The following is a 16,462-nucleotide window of genomic DNA, read 5'->3' as shown; positions in this document are numbered from 1 at the left end:
GCCGCCCGAGGCGGTGTCACAGGCTTCCCGCGCCTGCCGAGGACTCGTTCGCCTGCGCGCGCGGCCCGGTCAGGAATACCAAGCGGAACTTGCCGATCTGTACCTCGTCACCGTTCTGCAGTTCGGAGGAGTCCACCGGTTCCCGGTTGACGTAGGTGCCGTTCAGGCTGCCCACATCGACCACCTGGAAGGTGTCGTCGTCCTGACGGAACTCCGCGTGCCGCCGGCTGACGGTGACATCGTCGAGGAAGATGTCGCTGTCGGGATGGCGACCCGCCGAGGTGGTGGGCTGATCCAGCAGAAACCTCGACCCGGCGTTCGGCCCGCGCTTGACGACAAGGAGAGCGGCTCCCGCCGGTAGGCCCTCGACCCCCTGGACCGGCGGTTCGCCGGTCTGCTCGGAGCGCGACGCGTCGACCTCGTTCAGGAAATCCGCGCGGAAGACCGACGTCGTCTCGGCCGCGGTCTCCTGGTACCCCGGGTCTTTGTTCTCGCTCACCGTTTCTCTCCTCCTCGAACCTGATTATCCATGCAAGCAGGTGATGCTTTGGTCGACACGAGTCCGTGTCGGCAGAATGCCCGCGCGAATGCGCCGACTCATCCGTTGGCTTTGACCGTACCCTGCCGGGGGCTGCCCGTGCAGGGGGAACCGGGAAGGCCGATTCAGCCCCCGATAACTCCTTGATAACCTGCCGCATCCAGCAGTTCACCGAGTGTGATGTCGAGTGCGGAAGCGTCCTCGACCTCGGCCTCGAACAGCCACCCGGCACCGTACGGATCGGCGTTCAGCGTCTCCGGCGCGGCGGACAATTCCTCGTTCACCACAACGATTTTCGCGGCGAGAGGCGCGTAGATGTCGGAAACGCTCTTGGTCGACTCCACCTCTGCGACGCTCTCCCCCGCATCGGCCGTGCGTGGCACGTCCGGCAGTTGAACGAACACGACATCGCCGAGCTGGGACTGCGCGTAGTCGGTGATGCCGACTCGCACCCGGGTAGGGCCGATCCGGCGTACCCACTCGTGTTCCTCGGTGTAGCGCAGATCCTCGGGGGTCAGTGCCACGTGGCGTCCTTTCGTCGTGAACGTTGCACGCAACCTTATCCGCTATGGGTGACGGTGCCGCACAGCCGGTATCGCACGCGCCACCGCGACCGCCTTGCCCGCGTACAACAGGCCGGTCCACAGATAGGCCACGGTGCCCCAGATCAACAACGCCGCACCGAAGGCCGCGCCGAATCCGTCCAGCGGCCAATCCATCTCCCCCGCCAGCAGCCACGGCAGCGCCGACATCAACGCGAAAGTGGCGGCTTTGCCGAGGTAGATCACCTCGGGCGGGTCGAGATCGCGACGGCGGTAGATCGGCAGCAGCAGCGCCAACACGACATCACGCCCGATCAGCAGCACGGCCACCCACCAGGGCAGCAGTCCGCGCACCACGAAGGCCGCCAGGGTGGTCACCAGGAACAGCCGGTCGACGAACGGATCGAGGATCGCGCCGAGCCGGGAACCCTGATCGAGCAGCCTGGCGAGCTTGCCGTCCAGGAAGTCGGTGAGGCCGCTGGCGATCAGCAGCGCGAAGGCCCAGCCGTCGGCATGTTCGACCAGCATCAACCACAGGAACACCGGTACTCCGACCAGGCGCAGCACGCTCAGCACATTGGGGACGGTGAGGATGCGGTCGGCGGCGTTCGTGGTCACCCGCTGTGCTTACCGCACCGGCGCCGGGACTCGCCATCCGGGCACGCCGTGGCGGAGCTCGCCGTTTGCTTTTCACCACAACGACCGCGGTGAAAGAATGAATGTGAAAGCATCTCATCGAACCGTAGGTGATCGAGAGGAAACAATGGCCGAGTTCGACTACGACGTGGTGGTGATCGGCTCCGGGTTCGGCGGCAGCGTCAGCGCGCTGCGGCTGACCGAGAAGGGCTATCGGGTCGGGGTGCTCGAGGCGGGCAGGCGCTGGACGGCGGAGAACCTGCCGAAGACCAACTGGAATCTGCGCAAGTCCATCTGGGCGCCCAAACTCGGCATGACGGGTCCGCAGGCCATCAGCATCCTGGGCAAGTGCGCGGTCTTCTCCGGCGCGGGGGTCGGCGGCGGATCGCTCATCTACGGCAACACGCTCTACGAGCCGCTGCCCGCCTTCTACACCGACAAGCAGTGGGCCCACATCACCGACTGGCGCAGCGAACTGGCCCCGTACTACGACCAGGCGCAGCGCATGCTCGGCGTGGTCACCAATCCGCGGATGACCCCGGCCGACGACATCATCAAGCAGGTCGCCGACGACATGGGCGTCGGGGACACCTTCCACGCGACCCAGGTCGGGGTGTTCTTCAACGACGAGGCCGAGGGCGTCGAGGTCGACGACCCCTATTTCGGCGGCGCGGGACCGCGCCGCAACGGCTGCATCCACTGTTCGCGCTGCCTGACCGGCTGCCCGCACAACGCCAAGAACACCACCCCCACCAACTACCTCTACCTCGCCGAGCAGGCGGGCGCGCAGGTGCACGCGCTGACCACCGCGACGTCGGTGCGCCCGCTGGACGGCGGCGGCTACGCGATCGACACGGTCCGCTCCGGACGCTGGATCCGCAAGGAGCCCAAGATCTTCACCGCCGCGCAGGTGGTGTTCGCGGGCGCGGCGCTCGGCACCCAGAAGCTGCTGCACAAGATGCGCGACGAGGGCGTGCTGCCCAACCTCTCGCCCCGGCTCGGCGAGCTGACCCGCAGCAATTCCGAGGCGATCCTCAACGTCGCCAGCCGCAGCCGCTACGACTTCGCCCAGGGCGTGGCCATCACCTCCTCCATCCACCCCGAGCCGAACACCCACGTCGAGGTCTGTCACTACGGCGCCGGGCAGAACGCGCTGGCCACCATGGCGGTCCCGATGATCGACGGCGGCGCCTTCCGGTTCCTGCGGTTCCTGCTGGCCACCGTGGCGCACCCGATCCACTTCCTGCGCAGCTGCTGGATCTACCGGGGCTCGGAGCGCTCGGTGATCCTGCTGGTGATGCAGTCGCTGGACAACTCGCTGACCTCCTTCCGCAAGCGCGGCGCGCTACGCACGAAACAGGGCACCGGCGAGCCGAATCCGACCTGGATCCCGCTGGCCCACGAGGTCGCCGAACGCTTCGCCGACAAGGTCGACGGCGATGCCCACGGCTTGATCATGGACGTGTTCGACATCCCGGCGACCGCGCACTACATCGGCGGCTGCGTGATCGGCGAGGGCCCGGAGAGCGGCGTGGTCGACCCCTACCAGCGCGTGTTCGGTCATCCCGGACTGCACATCGCCGACGGTTCGGCGGTGACCGCGAACCTGGGCGTGAACCCCTCACTGACCATCACCGCCCAGGCCGAGCGGGCGATGGCCTTCTGGCCGAACAAGGGCGAAGCCGATCCCCGCCCGGAACTGGGCGGGCGGTACCGGCGGATCCAGCCGGTCCGGCCGGTGCGCCCGACCGTGCCCGATGCCGCGCCCGGCGCGCTGCGGCTGCCGATCACCCCTATCGATCCGGCGGTGCCGACGGCTCCCTGACCCCGGTTCGGACATCGCATCGGTCCGGCCGCCTCGGACCGGCGGCCCGTTCGGGGCTCACGGTTCGAAGGAAGATCACACCCACGGCGAGCGCGGCGGGCAGCCGGAGGGTTACCGTGATCTCTTGTGCCGGAAGATCGTTTGGACCTGCGCTCCTATGTGCCCGCCGAGCAGGTGCGCGCCCGCGGCAAGGCGCTGCGCGAGCGGGTGCCGGTGACCGCACGCGACCGGAAGGCCCGCGGCGAGCACCGCCCCGACGTGCTCGAGTTCGTCACCGCCGCGCACGCGGGCCGGCTCGCGCATCTGGTGCCGCTGCGCGTGGGCAGGATGGTCAGCGGGCCGTTCACCTTCTATCGCGGCACGGCCGGGCTGATGGCCGCCGATCTCGCCGACGGTCCGGTCAGCGGCCTGCACGCGCAGCTGTGCGGCGACGCGCACGCCGCCAATTTCGGCCTGTACGGCACCTCGCGTGGCGAAATCGTCATGGACGTCAACGATTTCGACGAAACCATCGCCGGGCCGTGGGAGTGGGACGTCGAGCGCCTGGCGGCGAGCCTGGTGCTGGCGGGCCGGGAATCCGGGGTCGGCGAGCCGGGCTGCGCGCGGGCCGCGTGCGATGCCGCGCGCTCCTACCGGCTGGCGATCGACGCGCTGGCCGAGCAGCCGTTCATGCGGTCGTGGAGCGCGCTGCCCGATCAATCGATCCTCGCGCACGCCAAGGCCGACGATCTCGTCGACGCCTTCGAGAAGGCCGCCAAGAAAGCGCGCAAGAACACCAGCGCCAAGGTCGTCGCCAAGTGGGGTGAGCACATCGACGATCACGAGACCGGTGTGCGCAAGCACCGTTTCGTCAGCGATCCGCCGGTGCTCACCCCGGTGGACGATGTCGTCGCCGAGGAGGTGACCGACGGACTCGAGCGCTACGCGCACACCCTGCCCGATTCCCGGCGCAATCTGCTGGCCCGATTCGCCGTCTCGGATGTGGCCTTCCGCGTCGTCGGCACCGGCAGTGTGGGCCTGCACAGCTATGTGGCGCTGATGCACGGCAACGACGGCGAGGTGCTGGTGCTGCAACTCAAGCAGTCCATCCCCTCGGCGCTCGCCCCGTACCTGCCCGCTGCGCCGGTGGCGCACGAGGGCGAGCGAATCGTGCGCGGCGCCAGGCTGGTTCAAGCCGAGAGCGACATCCTGCTCGGCTGGACCACGCTTCGCCTGCACGGCGGGGAGCTGCCGTTCATCGTGCGCCAGTTCCGCAATCTCAAGGGCAGCATCGATCCGGCGGGGCTGGGGGCCGACCTGCTCGACGACTACGGCAGGCTCGCCGGCGCGCTGCTGGCCAGGGCACACGCGCGGTCGCTGGATCCGCGCCTGCTGTCGGGCTATCTCGACGGCGACGAGCGCTTCGAGGAATCGGTGACCGCGTTCGCGGTGCGCTACGCCGACCTGACCGAGGCCGATCACGCCGAGCTGACGCGGGCGGTCGCGGCGGGCCGCATCAGGGCCGAACTCGCGGAGTGAACAGCCGACACACCCGGTCTCGACGCGCCCGGCACCGGGGCGCGCCCATCGCCCGTATCCTGTCCCCTGGTGGGGTGACGACGTGAAGGGCGGTCGCGAATGCTTGTGCGAGTACAGAATCCGGCGGGCACCGATGCCGAACGGGCGCTGATCGACTGGCTGCGGACCTGGAAGGACCCGGGCAGCCCGCACGGTGTCGCGACCATCAATTGCAGCCTGTTCCACCGCGATCAGCTGCACCAGTTCGACGCGGTGGTGTGGACCCCGACCAGCTGTGTGGTGATCGAAGCCGATGTGCCCGACACCGACAGCGGCGGCCTGCTCGACGTCCCGCTCAACGGCTCCTGGACGATCGACGGCGCACCCGTGGCGATCGGCCGGGACAAGCGCACGCCGCTGGAACGCTCCCGCGAGCACACCCACGCCCTGCAGGACTGGCTGGCGGCGCGCGGTCTCGGACAACGGGCCGTGCACGGGGTGTCGCTGATCATTCCGCCGCGCGGCACCACGATCGAGATCCGCCAGGCGTGGAGCGATCCGAGCTTCGACGCCATCCTCGGCAACGATCCGGATCGGCTGCGCCACTATTTCGGCACGCTCGCGCAGAGCGAGAAGCACCTGTGGACGGCCAACGACGTGGCGGTCGCCTTCCGCGGTCTCGGCCTGCTGCCCTACCTGCCCGCGCCGCAGGAACTGCTCAACGAGGGCTTCCTCGGCCCCATCGACATCGGGCTGTGGCACGGCGGCCCTAATCAGGCACAGGCGGAGGCCTACGCGGAGGAGCAGGCCCAGCTCGAGCGCGACGCCCGCCCGCGATTGGTGCGCGCGCCCTGGTACAGCCCGTGGAAGCTGTATCCGGGCGAGTCCGGCGATATCGACATGGGCCGGGCGTGGATGCGCACCACGCTGGCCATCGGCATGCTGATCGTGGCGGTGTGGACGGTGTGGTTCGTGCTGTCGCTGCTGTCCACCTACATCCTGAGCTGAATCCGCCCCGTATCGTCGGCGGAATGCTCGGGAAGAGGGTGGGCGCGCCCGCCGTCCGCGCGGCCGCGGCGACGGCGGGCGCGCTCACGGTCTGCCTGCTGCCGTTGACATTTCCGCCCGGCGGCGGCCCGACCGCACTGGACAGGGCGTTCGCCGACGCGGTGGCCGCCGGGCCACCGTCCGCGCTCGATCGCCTTCTCGTCGCGCCGAGCGATGCCCCCGTGGTGCTCGCCGCGCTGCTCCTGGCGGTCGGCTGGTTCGCGTGGCAGCGTCGATGGCTCGCGATGGTCACGATGGCGGTGGTGCCCGAACTGGCGCTGGCGCTGAACACATGGGCGCTCAAGCCGCTGTTCGACCGTCCGCTCGAGGACTATCTCGCCTATCCGAGCGGGCACACGGTGCACATGGTCGCCGTCGCCTGTGCCTTCGTACTGCTCTGCGATTCCAGGCGGGCCGGGTGGGTGATCGGCGCCGTCGCGGGCGTCGCGGTGATCGCGGCGGCGGCAGGCCAGGTCGGCATGGGTTACCACCATCTGACCGATGTGGCCGGCGGCGCCGCGGCGGGGCTGAGCATCACCGTCGTGTGCTGCACCGCGGTGGAACTCGCCGCCTCCCACCCGTCCGATGGCCACAGAACACGCCGGGACGCTCCGGTCGAACGTCCCGGCGGCGAGCATCAGGAGCGCTGATACACGCTCGCGTCGTGCAGCAGCGCGGCGTTGAGCATCTCCTCCGGCACGCCCATCCCCTCGACGAGGGTCAGCGCGTGCGGACGCAGCCGGTCGACGAGTTCGTTCACCCCGCGTCGCACGGCCTTGGCCCGCTCCACCGACATGAAGCGGTGCATGATGAACCAGGCCGAGTTCTCCTCGAGCAGGGTGTAGACGAACAGATCGCACATGTCCTCGGCCAGCTTCCTGGCTTCGGGATCCTCGATATCACCGATGCCCTCGATGAAGGCCTCCAGCACCAGCCGGTCGATGTGCGCGCTACCGGCCGCCAGGATGTGGTCCTGGGCGTTGTTGAACGCCTCGAACGGGCCGGTCTCCTCGGCACGGGCGCGCAACCGGTGCGCGGCGGTACGCACCAGGTAGTCCTCGCGGTCGGCGAACAGGGCCAGCTGCACGTCGCGGCGGGAGATGTCGGCCTCGTCCACCGATTCGCCGCCGCGGTCGCGCAGCGTCTGGATGAGCTGGCGCACGCCGGAGCGCTTGCGCACCACGTCACCGGCCATCGTGGCCGCGAAACGCACCCAGCCCATGGTGTCGAGATCGCGCACCTCGTCGGCATAGGCGGTCAGCAGTTCCTTGGCGACCAGTTGCGTGAGCACGACGTTGTCGCCCTCGAAAGTGGTGAAGACGTCGGTATCGGCCTTGAGGGTCACCAGCCGGTTCTCGGTGAGATATCCGGCGCCGCCACAGGCTTCGCGGCATTCCTGGATGGCACGGGTGGCGTGCCTGGTCTGGGCGACCTTCAAGCCGGCGGCCCGCTTCTCCAGCGCCCGCTGCGCGCCGGGATCGAGATCCTGGCCGCTCTGCACCAGGTGCATGCGCCGGACCAGATCGTTCTGGGCGAAGGCGAAAGCGTAGGACTTGGCGACCAGCGGCAGCAGCCTGCGCTGATGCATCCGGTAGTCCATGAGCACGGTCTCCTCCCCGGAGTCGGGGTCGGAGAACTGACGGCGCTGCAGGGCGTAGCGCACGGCGATGCTCAAAGCCACTCGCGCGCCCGCCGCCGCCGCGCCGCCGACGCTGATGCGACCGCGCACGAGCGTGCCGAGGGTGGTGAAGAAACGCCTGCTCGGGTTCTCGATCGGCGATTCGTAGGTGCCGTCGGGGGCGACATCGGCGTAGCGGTTCAGCAGCGCCTCGCGCGGCACCCGCACGTGGTCGAAGACGATGCGGCCGTTGTCGACGCCGAGCAGACCGCCCTTGAGGCCGTCGTCGCTGGTCGTCACGCCGGGCAGATCGGCGCCCTGCTCGTCGCGGATCGGCACCAGGAAGCAGTGCACGCCCTTGCTTTCGCCCTGGGTGATGAGCTGGGCGAAGACCGCCGCCATCCGGGCGTGCTCGGCCGCGCCGCCGATGTAATCCTTGCGCGCCGAGGGCGTCGGCGAGTGGATCACGAACTCCTCGGTGGCCGGATCGTAGGTGGCGGTGGTCTCCAAGCTGGCGACATCGCTGCCGTGGCCGGATTCGGTCATCGCGAAGCATCCCGGCAATTCCAGTGAGATGAGCCGCTTCAGATACTCGCGGTGCCGTTCGGTGCCGAGGTTCTCCACCGCGCCGCCGAACAGGCCCCACTGCACACCGCACTTGACCCACAACGACAGGTCGGCGTAGGCGACCATCTCCAGTGCGGTGACCGCGCCGCCCGGGTCGGCCAGTCCGCCCGCCTCGAGGCCGAATCCGCGCTTGGCGTAGTCCAGCGCGGCCAGCTCACCCATCTGCTCGAGCACGCGAGCGCGAGCGGCCTTGTAATCCAGCGCCGGATCACCGAAGAAGCGCCCGTCGGCGAGTTCCACCCGGGCCTTCTCCCGGATCTCGCGCCACGGGCCGTCCAGTGCCGCGCGAAGGTTCTCTGCCGTTGTCGAGCTACCGGTTCCCATGTTTCCGACCATAACCGCCAAGCGGGGTTGTCAAACTCCGGTAGACGCTTGAACGCGCGTTTAGTATTCTGAACGAATGTTCAAACAGCAGCCGGTATCCCACGGCCCCGCCAATGAACTGACCACGGCGGCGCGCATCCGTGATGCCGCGATAGAGCTCTTCGGCGATCGCGGATTCGCCGTCGGCGTGCGTGCCATCGCGGCCGCGGCGGGAGTCTCCCCCGGGTTGGTCAACCACCACTTCGGCTCCAAGGACGGCCTGCGTTCCGCGTGCGACGAACGGGTGCTCCAACTCATCCACGACGAGAAGCTGAAGTCGCTGCTCGCCCCGGACACCGGAGCGGGCATGCTCTCCGCCCTGGCCGAGGTCGAGGCCTACGGACCACTGCTGGCCTACATGATCCGCAGCCTGGAAGCGGGCGGCCCCATGGCGGAATCGCTGCTCGAGCACATGATCTCCGACGCCGAGGACTACATCCGTCAGGGCGTCGAGGCCGGCGTGCTCAAGCCGAGCCGCGATCCGCGCGCTCGCGCCAGGTACCTGGTGCTGACCAGCACCGGCGCCACGCTGCTGTGGGTTCGCCTGCATCAGCGCGCCGGCGAGCCGATCGACTTCCGCGCCGCCATCCGCCGCATCAGCGACGAGCTCACTCCCCCGGCCGTAGAGCTCTACACCCAGGGGATGCTCACCGACCCCACACTTTTGGACCGAGTTCTCGAGGAGCATTGATGTCCGAAGTCATCGTCATCCGGGATCTGCGTAAAAGCTTCGGCCACGCGATCGCGCTGGATGGATTGAACCTGGAGGTCGCCGAAGGCGAGATCCACGGCTTCCTCGGCCCGAACGGCGCGGGCAAGTCCACCACCATCCGCATCCTGCTCGGCATCCTACGGGCCACCTCCGGACAGGCGAGCCTGCTCGGCCGCGACCCGTGGACCGATGCCGTCGAGCTGCATCGCGAATTGGCTTATGTGCCAGGCGATGTCACCTTGTGGCCGTCCCTCACCGGTGGTGAGACGATCGATCTGCTCGGCCGTATGCGCGGTGGCCTCGATCAGGCGCGCCGCGCGGAACTCATCGAGCGCTTCGACCTGGACCCGCGCAAGAAGGCGCGGGCGTACTCCAAGGGCAACCGGCAGAAGGTGGCGCTGATCTCGGCGCTGTCTTCCGACGTCCGGCTGCTCCTGCTGGACGAGCCCACCTCCGGCCTGGACCCGTTGATGGAGAAGCAGTTCCGCGAATGCGTACGGGAGGCCACCGAGCGCGGCACGACCGTGCTGCTGTCCAGTCACATCCTCTCGGAGGTGGAGTCGCTGTGCGACCGGGTCACCATCATCCGGGCCGGCCGAACGGTGGAGAGCGGCTCGCTGTCGCAGCTGCGGCACCTGTCGCGCACTTCCATCACCGCCGAACTCCTCGGCGACCCGGGCGATCTGAGCCGCATCCCCGGCCTGGGCGACATCGAACGCGACGGCGCGACCCTGCGCTGCCAGGTCGACAACGAGCACCTCGGTGAGCTGATCCGGGTACTCGGCGACACCGGCGTGCGCAGCCTGACCAGCGCCCCGCCGACGCTCGAGGAGCTGTTCCTGCGCCACTATCACATCGACGGCGCCGCCGAGACCGAGCCGCAGGAGGTGCGGGCATGACCACGATCACCGCGAAGCGGCCCGTGGACACGGCGCTGTTCGGCCGGACCGCGGACTTCTCCGGCACCGGTCGGCTGCTTCGCCTCGCGCTGCGCCGGGACCGGATCGTGCTGCCGCTGTGGACGCTGGTCATCGGCTTGATGCCGGCGTTCCAGCTCGTCAGCGTGCGCGACCTCTACACGAGCCAGCAGCAGCTGAACGATTTCGCCACCACCACCGCCGCCAGCCCCGCGCTGCTGGCCATGTACGGACCGGTGTTCGGCACTGCGCTCGGGTCGATCGGCACCTGGAAGGCCGGCGCGATGTACACCATGATCGCGATCGCGGCCGTACTCACCGTTATCCGGCACACCAGGGTGGAGGAAGAATCCGGGCGGGCCGAGCTCGTCGGGGCCACCAGCATCGGCCGCCGCGCCGGCCTGTCCGCCGCTCTGCTGCTGACCTTCGGCGCCGCAGTGGCCACCGGAATTCTCTGCGCGGCGTCGCTGTACGCCAGCGATCAGGCCGCCGCCGGTTCCATCGCCTTCGGCGCCGCGCTGGCAGCGTCGGGCATCGTCTGGGGCGCGGTGGCGGCGGTCAGCGCGCAGCTCAGCGCCTTCGCCAGGGTGACGCGCGGCATCGCGTTCGCGCTCCTGGGCACCGCGTTCGCGCTGCGCGCGGCCGGTGACGCGGGCAGCGGCACGCTGTCCTGGTTCTCACCGCTGGGCTGGTGCCTGCAGATCCGCCCCTTCGCGCAGGAACGCTGGTGGGTGCTGCTGCCGCTGGCCGCCACGGCGGTGGCGGCGACGCTGATCGCCTACGCGTTGCTCGACAGCCGTGACACCGGAGCCGGCCTGCTGAAGCAGCGGCCGGGCCCCGCCGCGGCCGCGCCGAGGCTGTCCGGCCCGACCGGTCTGGCATGGCGATTGCAGCGTGGCTCACTGTTGGTCTGGACCATCGGATTCGGCCTGTACGGGCTGCTCATCGGCGCCGCGACCAATTCCATCGGCAAGATGCTCGGCGACAGCGGTGCGATCAGCGACATGATCCGCCGGATGGGTGGCTCGGAGAGCCTGGAGCACGGATTCATCGCCTACGCGGTGATCATGCTCGCCGCGGCCGCGTCGGCCTACTCGATCTCGTCGGTCCTGCGCCTGCACGACGAGGAGAGCAACGGGCGAGACGAGGCCGTCCTCGTCGGCGCGGTCGGCCGAATGCGCTATGTCGCGGGCCATCTCGGCGTCGCCCTGCTCGGCCCCGCGCTGGCGCTGGCCGTGGCGGGCGTGGCGATCGGCGTGGTCTACGGCACGGCCGCCGGTGATCTCGGGACGAACCTGCCGCGGGCGATCGGCGCCGCCCTGGTGCAAGTGCCCGCGGTCTGGGTGGTGACCGGTGTCGCGGTCGCGTTGTTCGGGCTGGCACCGCGCTTCGCGCCGGCGGCCTGGGGGGTGCTCAGCGCCATGATCATGCTCTTCATCGTCGGCTCGCTCGACGGGCTGCCACAGTGGACCGTGGATCTGGTGCCGTTCGTGCATCCGCCGAAGCTGCCCGGCGCCGCATTCCACCCCACCCCGGTGCTGTGGCTGTCGGCGGTCGCCGCGGTGCTGATCGGGCTCGGACTCGCCGGATATCGCCACCGCGACCTGCATCGCACCGGATAACCGGGCCCCGGCCGCTCGCACGGCTGCCGCCGATCGGCCTCACCGACGACGCCGGGGCACCGGAGGACAATGGTTGTCCGACCTCCCCGACCGACCCACTCACGGAGACCGATGGCCACCAAGCAGGACTACTTCGACGCCGCGTTCGACATGCTCTCCGCGCAGGGGTACAGCGCACTGAAGCAGGCGCCGTTGTGCAAGCGGCTCAACGTGACGACCGGCTCCTTCTACCACTATTTCGAGAACTGGCACGACTTCACCAGCCAGCTGCTCGACCACTGGCTGGCCGACCGCACCACCCGGCTGGTCGGCCTGACCCGGGATCTCGACGACCCGCTCGAGCAGTTGGAGACCCTGCTGCAGTTCTCGCTCACGCTGCCGCATCGCGCGGAGGCGGCCATCCGGGTGTGGAGCAAGGTCGATCCCGAAGTCCGGGCCGTCCAGGAGCAGGTCGACAGCAGGCGCACGGAGGTGGTCCTGCGCGCCGCGCGAGCGGTATTCGACGACGAGCGCGAGGCGCTCGCCCGCGCGCGCTGGGCCATGTACCTGCTGGCCGGCTACCAGGAACTGGACGCCGACCGCGACACCGCGACGCTGGAATGGGCACTGCGCAGACTGCTGCGCGAGTTCGAGGAACACTATGGCGCCCGATCCGCGTAGCGACACCCTCGCGCGAACGGCGACTACCTTCGCGGGCATGGGGCCTGACGAGAATCCGGAAGGAGTGGACCACCTGGTCCGCCACGAGCCACGTTCCGCGTGGGGTGGTCACCGCAGAGTGCGCAGGGCGCCGAAACTGCTGGAACAGGCGGTCGGCGTGCTGGTCGCCGACCGGCCCGCGACCGCGGACGCCATCCTCGCGCCGCCCGCGCCGCTGCAGCCGATCGATCTCACCGACGAAGCCGCGGTGGCCGAAGTGCTGGATCTGGCGGTCCGGGTCGGCGAGGTGGTGCTGGCCTCCGGCACCGGCGTGATCGATACCGCTACCCAGATCCGCTTCGTGGCCGCCACCTACGGCCTGGCCCGCTGCGATGTCGACGTCACCTACGACTCCATCCGCGTCTGGGCCGATCGCGGGCCGCGGCTGCCACCGGCGGGCACCATGCGGGTGGTGCGATATCGCTCGCACGATTTCACCCGGCTGGCCGCCGCCGACCGGCTCACCCGCCGTATCCGCGATCATGTCCTGTCCCCCGCCGAGGCGCGCGCCGAACTCGACGCCATCGTCGCCGCGCCGCATCCGTACCCGCGCTGGGTCGCGACGCTCGGCTGGTCGCTGATGGCCGCCGCCATCGCCGCCCTGCTCGGCGCGGATGTACTGGTGACGGTGCTCAGTTTCATCACCACCGGCGCGATCGACCGGACCAACCGCACCCTCAACCAATACGGCCTGCCGTTCTTCTTCCAGCACGTCGCCGGCGGCTTCATCGCCGCCACCCCGGCCATCGTGCTGGCCACTTTCGCCGACCCGCTCGGGCTGAGCGTCGACGCCACCCTCATCGTGGCGGCGGGCATCACGGTGCTGCTCAGCGGACTCGCGCTGGTCGGCTCGGTCCAGGACGCGATCACCGGTGCGCCGATCACCGCCTCCGCCCGCATGCTGGAGCTGATGATGATGACCGGCGGCATCATCGCCGGTATCGCGCTCGCGCTGCGGCTGGGCGTCACCGTCGGTGCGACCGTTCCCGCGATCGACCTGAGTTCCGGTCGCGATATCACCGATCTTCCGGTGAAGATCATCGCGGGCGCGGCCGCCGCGGCGGCATTCGCGCTGGCCTGTTACGCCGAGCGGCGGGCGCTGACAGCCGCCGCGCTCGGTGGCGCGGCGGGCACCATCTGCTTTCTGTTCGTGCAGCATCTCGGCTTCGGGCCGATCATCTCCTCCGGCGTCGCGGCGACGCTGGTCGGCCTGGCCGGTGGTCTGATGGCGCGGCGCGCGATGACCCCGCCGCTGGTCGTCGCGGTCGCCGGCATCACCCCGCTGTTGCCCGGCCTGAAGGTCTATCGCGGCCTGTCGGCGTTGCTCAACGACGAACTGACACTGGGCTTCGACCACCTGTTCGCCGCCTTCGGCGTCGGTTGCGCACTGGCCGCGGGCGTGACCCTCGGCGAATGGTTCGACCGCACACTGCGCAGGCCGCGCATCCGCAGCCGGTTCGGATCGTTGCGCAAACCGGTCGTGGTGCTGCGCAAACCGACGGTCGTCCTGCGCAAACCGGTGTTGATGCGGAAGCGACGCCTGCACGGGCCGGAACGGAAGCCGCCCACCGTGTCCGGATAGTCCGGTATCTCATATGCGCGCCCGCCGCACGGAATCGGCCGGGTCGCAACGTGATCGATAGCAGGAATTCACGCCGTGTACAGCGACGTCCTTCGGCATGTCGCTGGACAAGCCGATGCACCGGTTGGAGAGTTGTGCGGTATGTGGAACGCAATCGTACAGATCGTCGGCTTTCTGATCATCGGCGTGATCATCGGATATGTAGCCCGGGCACTGAAACCCGGTGACGACAAGATGAGCTTCAAGCTCACCGCACTGCTCGGCATGGCGGGCGCGCTCATCGGCGGCCTGCTGGCCAGCTTCATCGGAAAGGGGTCGATCACCGAGCTCAACTTCTGGGGCTTCATCTTCGCCGTCATCGCGGCGATCGTGCTGCTGTTCCTGGCGCCGGTGCTGCAGGGCAAGCGCTGACCTTCCACCGCCGGCGCACATCGGTGCGACAATCCGGCTGAACCGGTATCGTCGATCCGGTCGGGCTGCCGGGGAATTCCCGGCAGCCCTCAGGTGATTGCGAGGTACTTCGAATAATGTCGTCGGAAGCCGTTCCGTTCTCAACCCGCATCCGCAGCGCGACAGAACGTCAGCATGCCGAGGCGGAGAACTCCAGTTTCATCTCCGACATGCTCGGCGGACGCCTGGGCATCGACTCCTATCATCGCTACACCGGCCAACTCTGGTTCATCTACCGCGCGCTGGAATCCCGCATCGACGAACTCGCCACCGATCCCGTCGCGGGCCCGTTCGTCCGCAAGGAACTGGCCAGGACCGCCGAACTCGAACGCGATCTCACCGCGCTGCTCGGCGCGGACTGGCGCAGCGAGATCGAACCGCTGCCCGCCACCGCCGCCTACGCCGCGCGGATCGACGAATGCGCGCGCGACTGGCCCGCCGGCTACGTCGCGCACCACTACACCCGCTATCTCGGCGACCTGTCCGGCGGACAGGTCATCCGCGGCACCGCCGAGAAACTATGGGACCTGCCGCGGCGCGGCGACGGCGTGCGCTTCTACGTCTTCGACGAGATCGCCAACCCCGCGGCCTTCAAGCGCGAATATCGCGCACTGCTCGACGAACTGCCGGTCGACGAACTCGAACGCCGCCGCGTGCTCGACGAGGGGCAGCGCGCCTTCGATCTCAATTCCGCGGTCTTCGCCGAACTCGCCGCCGAATTCCCGGTCGCCAAGCCCAGCTGAGTTCCGCCGACCGACGCGGCGTCGGCGGTGAACCCGATTGCGGCGCACCGGCCCGTATCCCGGCCGGACGCGATGTCACGGGCGGTTCCCGGCGGCCGCACCGAGGTTCCCCGCTTCCGGGTCGGCCGCTTCGAGCGATACCGCCCCGACGGCTGCGGGATCCCGGCCTAGCGCAACCGGGCGTGCCGGGGGAACAGCGCGCGGGCCGCTTCCTGCGCCGTCTCCGCGAGCATCCTGGCCAGCCGGGCGGTGTCCAGCGCGGGACGATCGCCGTCGACGAGTCCGGACAGCGACAGAGCCGCGATCGCCGCGCCGCGCCCGCGCAACGGCACCGCCACACAGCACAACCCGTCGACCGATTCCTCCGAATCCACCGCCACACCGCCCTGGCGGCGCACCCGCCGCAGTTCACGGTGCAGTTCGCCGCGCTCGGTGATGGTGCGAGCGGTCAACTGCGGCAACCGTTCTCGCAGGGAGGCATCGACGATGCTCGGCTCCAGCGTCGCCAGCAGCGCTTTGCCGAGCGCGGTGCTGTGCGCGGGCAGCCTGCCGCCGAGCCGGGTCGGGATCGCGGCGGCCTGCCTGCCACCCGCCTTGTCCAGGAAGAACACCTCGCGGCCGTCGAGCACGGCCAGATGCCCCGCCATGGACATGCGTTGACACAGATCCTGCAGCAGCGGGCTGACCACCTCGCGGATCTCGTTGTGCGCGGTGGCCAGTGCGCCGATCTCGAAGGCGCGCAGGCCGAGCCGGTAACCGCCGGGCGCGTGCGCGAGCCAGCGCAGACGCACCATCTGGTCGAGGATGCGGTACACCGTGGACCGCGGCAGGCCGGTGCGTTCGGTCAGGCCGAGCAGAGTGACGGTCGGCGTTTCGGCGTCGAAGGCATCCAGGATCACCGTCATTCGCTCGATCATCGAGACGGGTGGCTGGACAGCCGGGCCGCTCACCCGATGGGACACCACCCTGCCGAATTCGCGATGGCCCACCATCTCGACCGTCATGACACAACCTCTCCTCGCACTGCGCGCCCAGCTTAGAAGA

Annotated in this window: 16 protein-coding genes; 11 read left to right on the top strand and 5 right to left on the bottom strand. The window is 69.3% G+C overall.

The window, feature by feature from the left end; translation table 11 throughout:
* Positions 1-16: 16 nt before the first annotated feature.
* The 3 genes from garA to ON26_RS12210 form a co-directional block, all read right to left on the bottom strand.
* Positions 17-499 carry a glycogen accumulation regulator GarA gene (garA, locus tag ON26_RS12220; RefSeq protein ID WP_040796181.1) on the bottom strand — a complete coding sequence of 161 codons (483 nt, stop codon included), beginning with the start codon at positions 497-499 and terminating at the stop codon, positions 17-19.
* Positions 500-663: 164 nt separating this feature from the next.
* Positions 664-1,062, bottom strand: a complete 399-nt coding sequence (gcvH, locus tag ON26_RS12215) for a glycine cleavage system protein GcvH (protein WP_040796180.1) — start codon at positions 1,060-1,062, stop codon at positions 664-666.
* 42 nt (positions 1,063-1,104) lie between these two features.
* Positions 1,105-1,698 carry a CDP-alcohol phosphatidyltransferase family protein gene (locus ON26_RS12210; RefSeq protein ID WP_040796179.1) on the bottom strand — a complete coding sequence of 198 codons (594 nt, stop codon included), beginning with the start codon at positions 1,696-1,698 and terminating at the stop codon, positions 1,105-1,107.
* A gap of 145 nt (positions 1,699-1,843) precedes the next feature.
* On the opposite strand from ON26_RS12210, the gene ON26_RS12205 reads away from it, so the two are divergent.
* The 4 genes from ON26_RS12205 (at position 1,844) to ON26_RS12190 (ending at position 6,735) form a co-directional block, all read left to right on the top strand.
* Positions 1,844-3,541 carry a GMC oxidoreductase gene (locus tag ON26_RS12205; protein WP_040796178.1) on the top strand — a complete coding sequence of 566 codons (1,698 nt, stop codon included), beginning with the start codon at positions 1,844-1,846 and terminating at the stop codon, positions 3,539-3,541.
* Positions 3,542-3,667: 126 nt separating this feature from the next.
* On the top strand, positions 3,668-5,059 hold the full coding sequence (locus ON26_RS12200; protein WP_040796177.1) for a DUF2252 domain-containing protein: 1,392 nt from the start codon (positions 3,668-3,670) through the stop codon (positions 5,057-5,059).
* A gap of 99 nt (positions 5,060-5,158) precedes the next feature.
* Positions 5,159-6,046 (top strand): nuclease-related domain-containing protein, encoded by an 888-nt coding sequence (locus ON26_RS12195; RefSeq protein WP_040796176.1) that lies wholly within the window; start codon positions 5,159-5,161, stop codon positions 6,044-6,046.
* A 23-nt stretch (positions 6,047-6,069) separates the two neighbouring features.
* The gene (locus ON26_RS12190; protein ID WP_051026975.1) at positions 6,070-6,735 is read left to right on the top strand and encodes a phosphatase PAP2 family protein; all 666 of its coding nucleotides are present in this window, start codon (positions 6,070-6,072) and stop codon (positions 6,733-6,735) included.
* Here the strand turns inward: ON26_RS12190 and ON26_RS12185 are convergent.
* A complete protein-coding gene (locus tag ON26_RS12185; protein WP_040796222.1) occupies positions 6,723-8,654 on the bottom strand; it encodes an acyl-CoA dehydrogenase family protein in 1,932 nt (643 codons plus the stop codon). The genes ON26_RS12190 and ON26_RS12185 overlap by 13 nt on opposite strands.
* Before the next feature lie 76 nt (positions 8,655-8,730).
* On the opposite strand from ON26_RS12185, the gene ON26_RS12180 reads away from it, so the two are divergent.
* From ON26_RS12180 to ON26_RS12150, 7 genes are all read left to right on the top strand, one after another.
* Positions 8,731-9,384: a TetR/AcrR family transcriptional regulator gene (locus ON26_RS12180; protein WP_040796175.1), complete on the top strand. Its 654-nt coding sequence runs from the start codon at positions 8,731-8,733 to the stop codon at positions 9,382-9,384.
* Positions 9,384-10,304, top strand: a complete 921-nt coding sequence (locus ON26_RS12175) for an ABC transporter ATP-binding protein (RefSeq protein ID WP_040796174.1) — start codon at positions 9,384-9,386, stop codon at positions 10,302-10,304. The genes ON26_RS12180 and ON26_RS12175 overlap by 1 nt, the downstream gene beginning before the upstream one ends.
* The gene (locus ON26_RS12170) at positions 10,301-11,944 is read left to right on the top strand and encodes an ABC transporter permease (protein ID WP_040796173.1); all 1,644 of its coding nucleotides are present in this window, start codon (positions 10,301-10,303) and stop codon (positions 11,942-11,944) included. The genes ON26_RS12175 and ON26_RS12170 overlap by 4 nt, the downstream gene beginning before the upstream one ends.
* A 111-nt stretch (positions 11,945-12,055) precedes the next feature.
* Positions 12,056-12,604 (top strand): TetR/AcrR family transcriptional regulator, encoded by a 549-nt coding sequence (locus ON26_RS12165; protein ID WP_051026974.1) that lies wholly within the window; start codon positions 12,056-12,058, stop codon positions 12,602-12,604.
* A 37-nt stretch (positions 12,605-12,641) separates the two neighbouring features.
* Positions 12,642-14,225, top strand: a complete 1,584-nt coding sequence (locus ON26_RS12160; protein WP_083884030.1) for a threonine/serine exporter family protein — start codon at positions 12,642-12,644, stop codon at positions 14,223-14,225.
* A 141-nt stretch (positions 14,226-14,366) separates the two neighbouring features.
* Positions 14,367-14,636 (top strand): GlsB/YeaQ/YmgE family stress response membrane protein, encoded by a 270-nt coding sequence (locus ON26_RS12155; RefSeq protein WP_083884024.1) that lies wholly within the window; start codon positions 14,367-14,369, stop codon positions 14,634-14,636.
* A gap of 116 nt (positions 14,637-14,752) precedes the next feature.
* Entirely contained in the window at positions 14,753-15,418 is a 666-nt protein-coding gene (locus ON26_RS12150; protein ID WP_040796172.1) for a biliverdin-producing heme oxygenase, read from the top strand.
* Between the two features lie 167 nt (positions 15,419-15,585).
* Here the strand turns inward: ON26_RS12150 and ON26_RS12145 are convergent, their stop codons facing one another.
* A complete protein-coding gene (locus ON26_RS12145) occupies positions 15,586-16,422 on the bottom strand; it encodes an IclR family transcriptional regulator (protein WP_040796171.1) in 837 nt (278 codons plus the stop codon).
* Positions 16,423-16,462: the final 40 nt, after the last annotated feature.

This window comes from Nocardia higoensis NBRC 100133 (genome assembly GCF_000308595.1).
GTDB classification, from domain to species: Bacteria; Actinomycetota; Actinomycetes; order Mycobacteriales; family Mycobacteriaceae; genus Nocardia; species Nocardia higoensis.
This window is presented reverse-complemented; position numbering and strand designations above follow the sequence as displayed.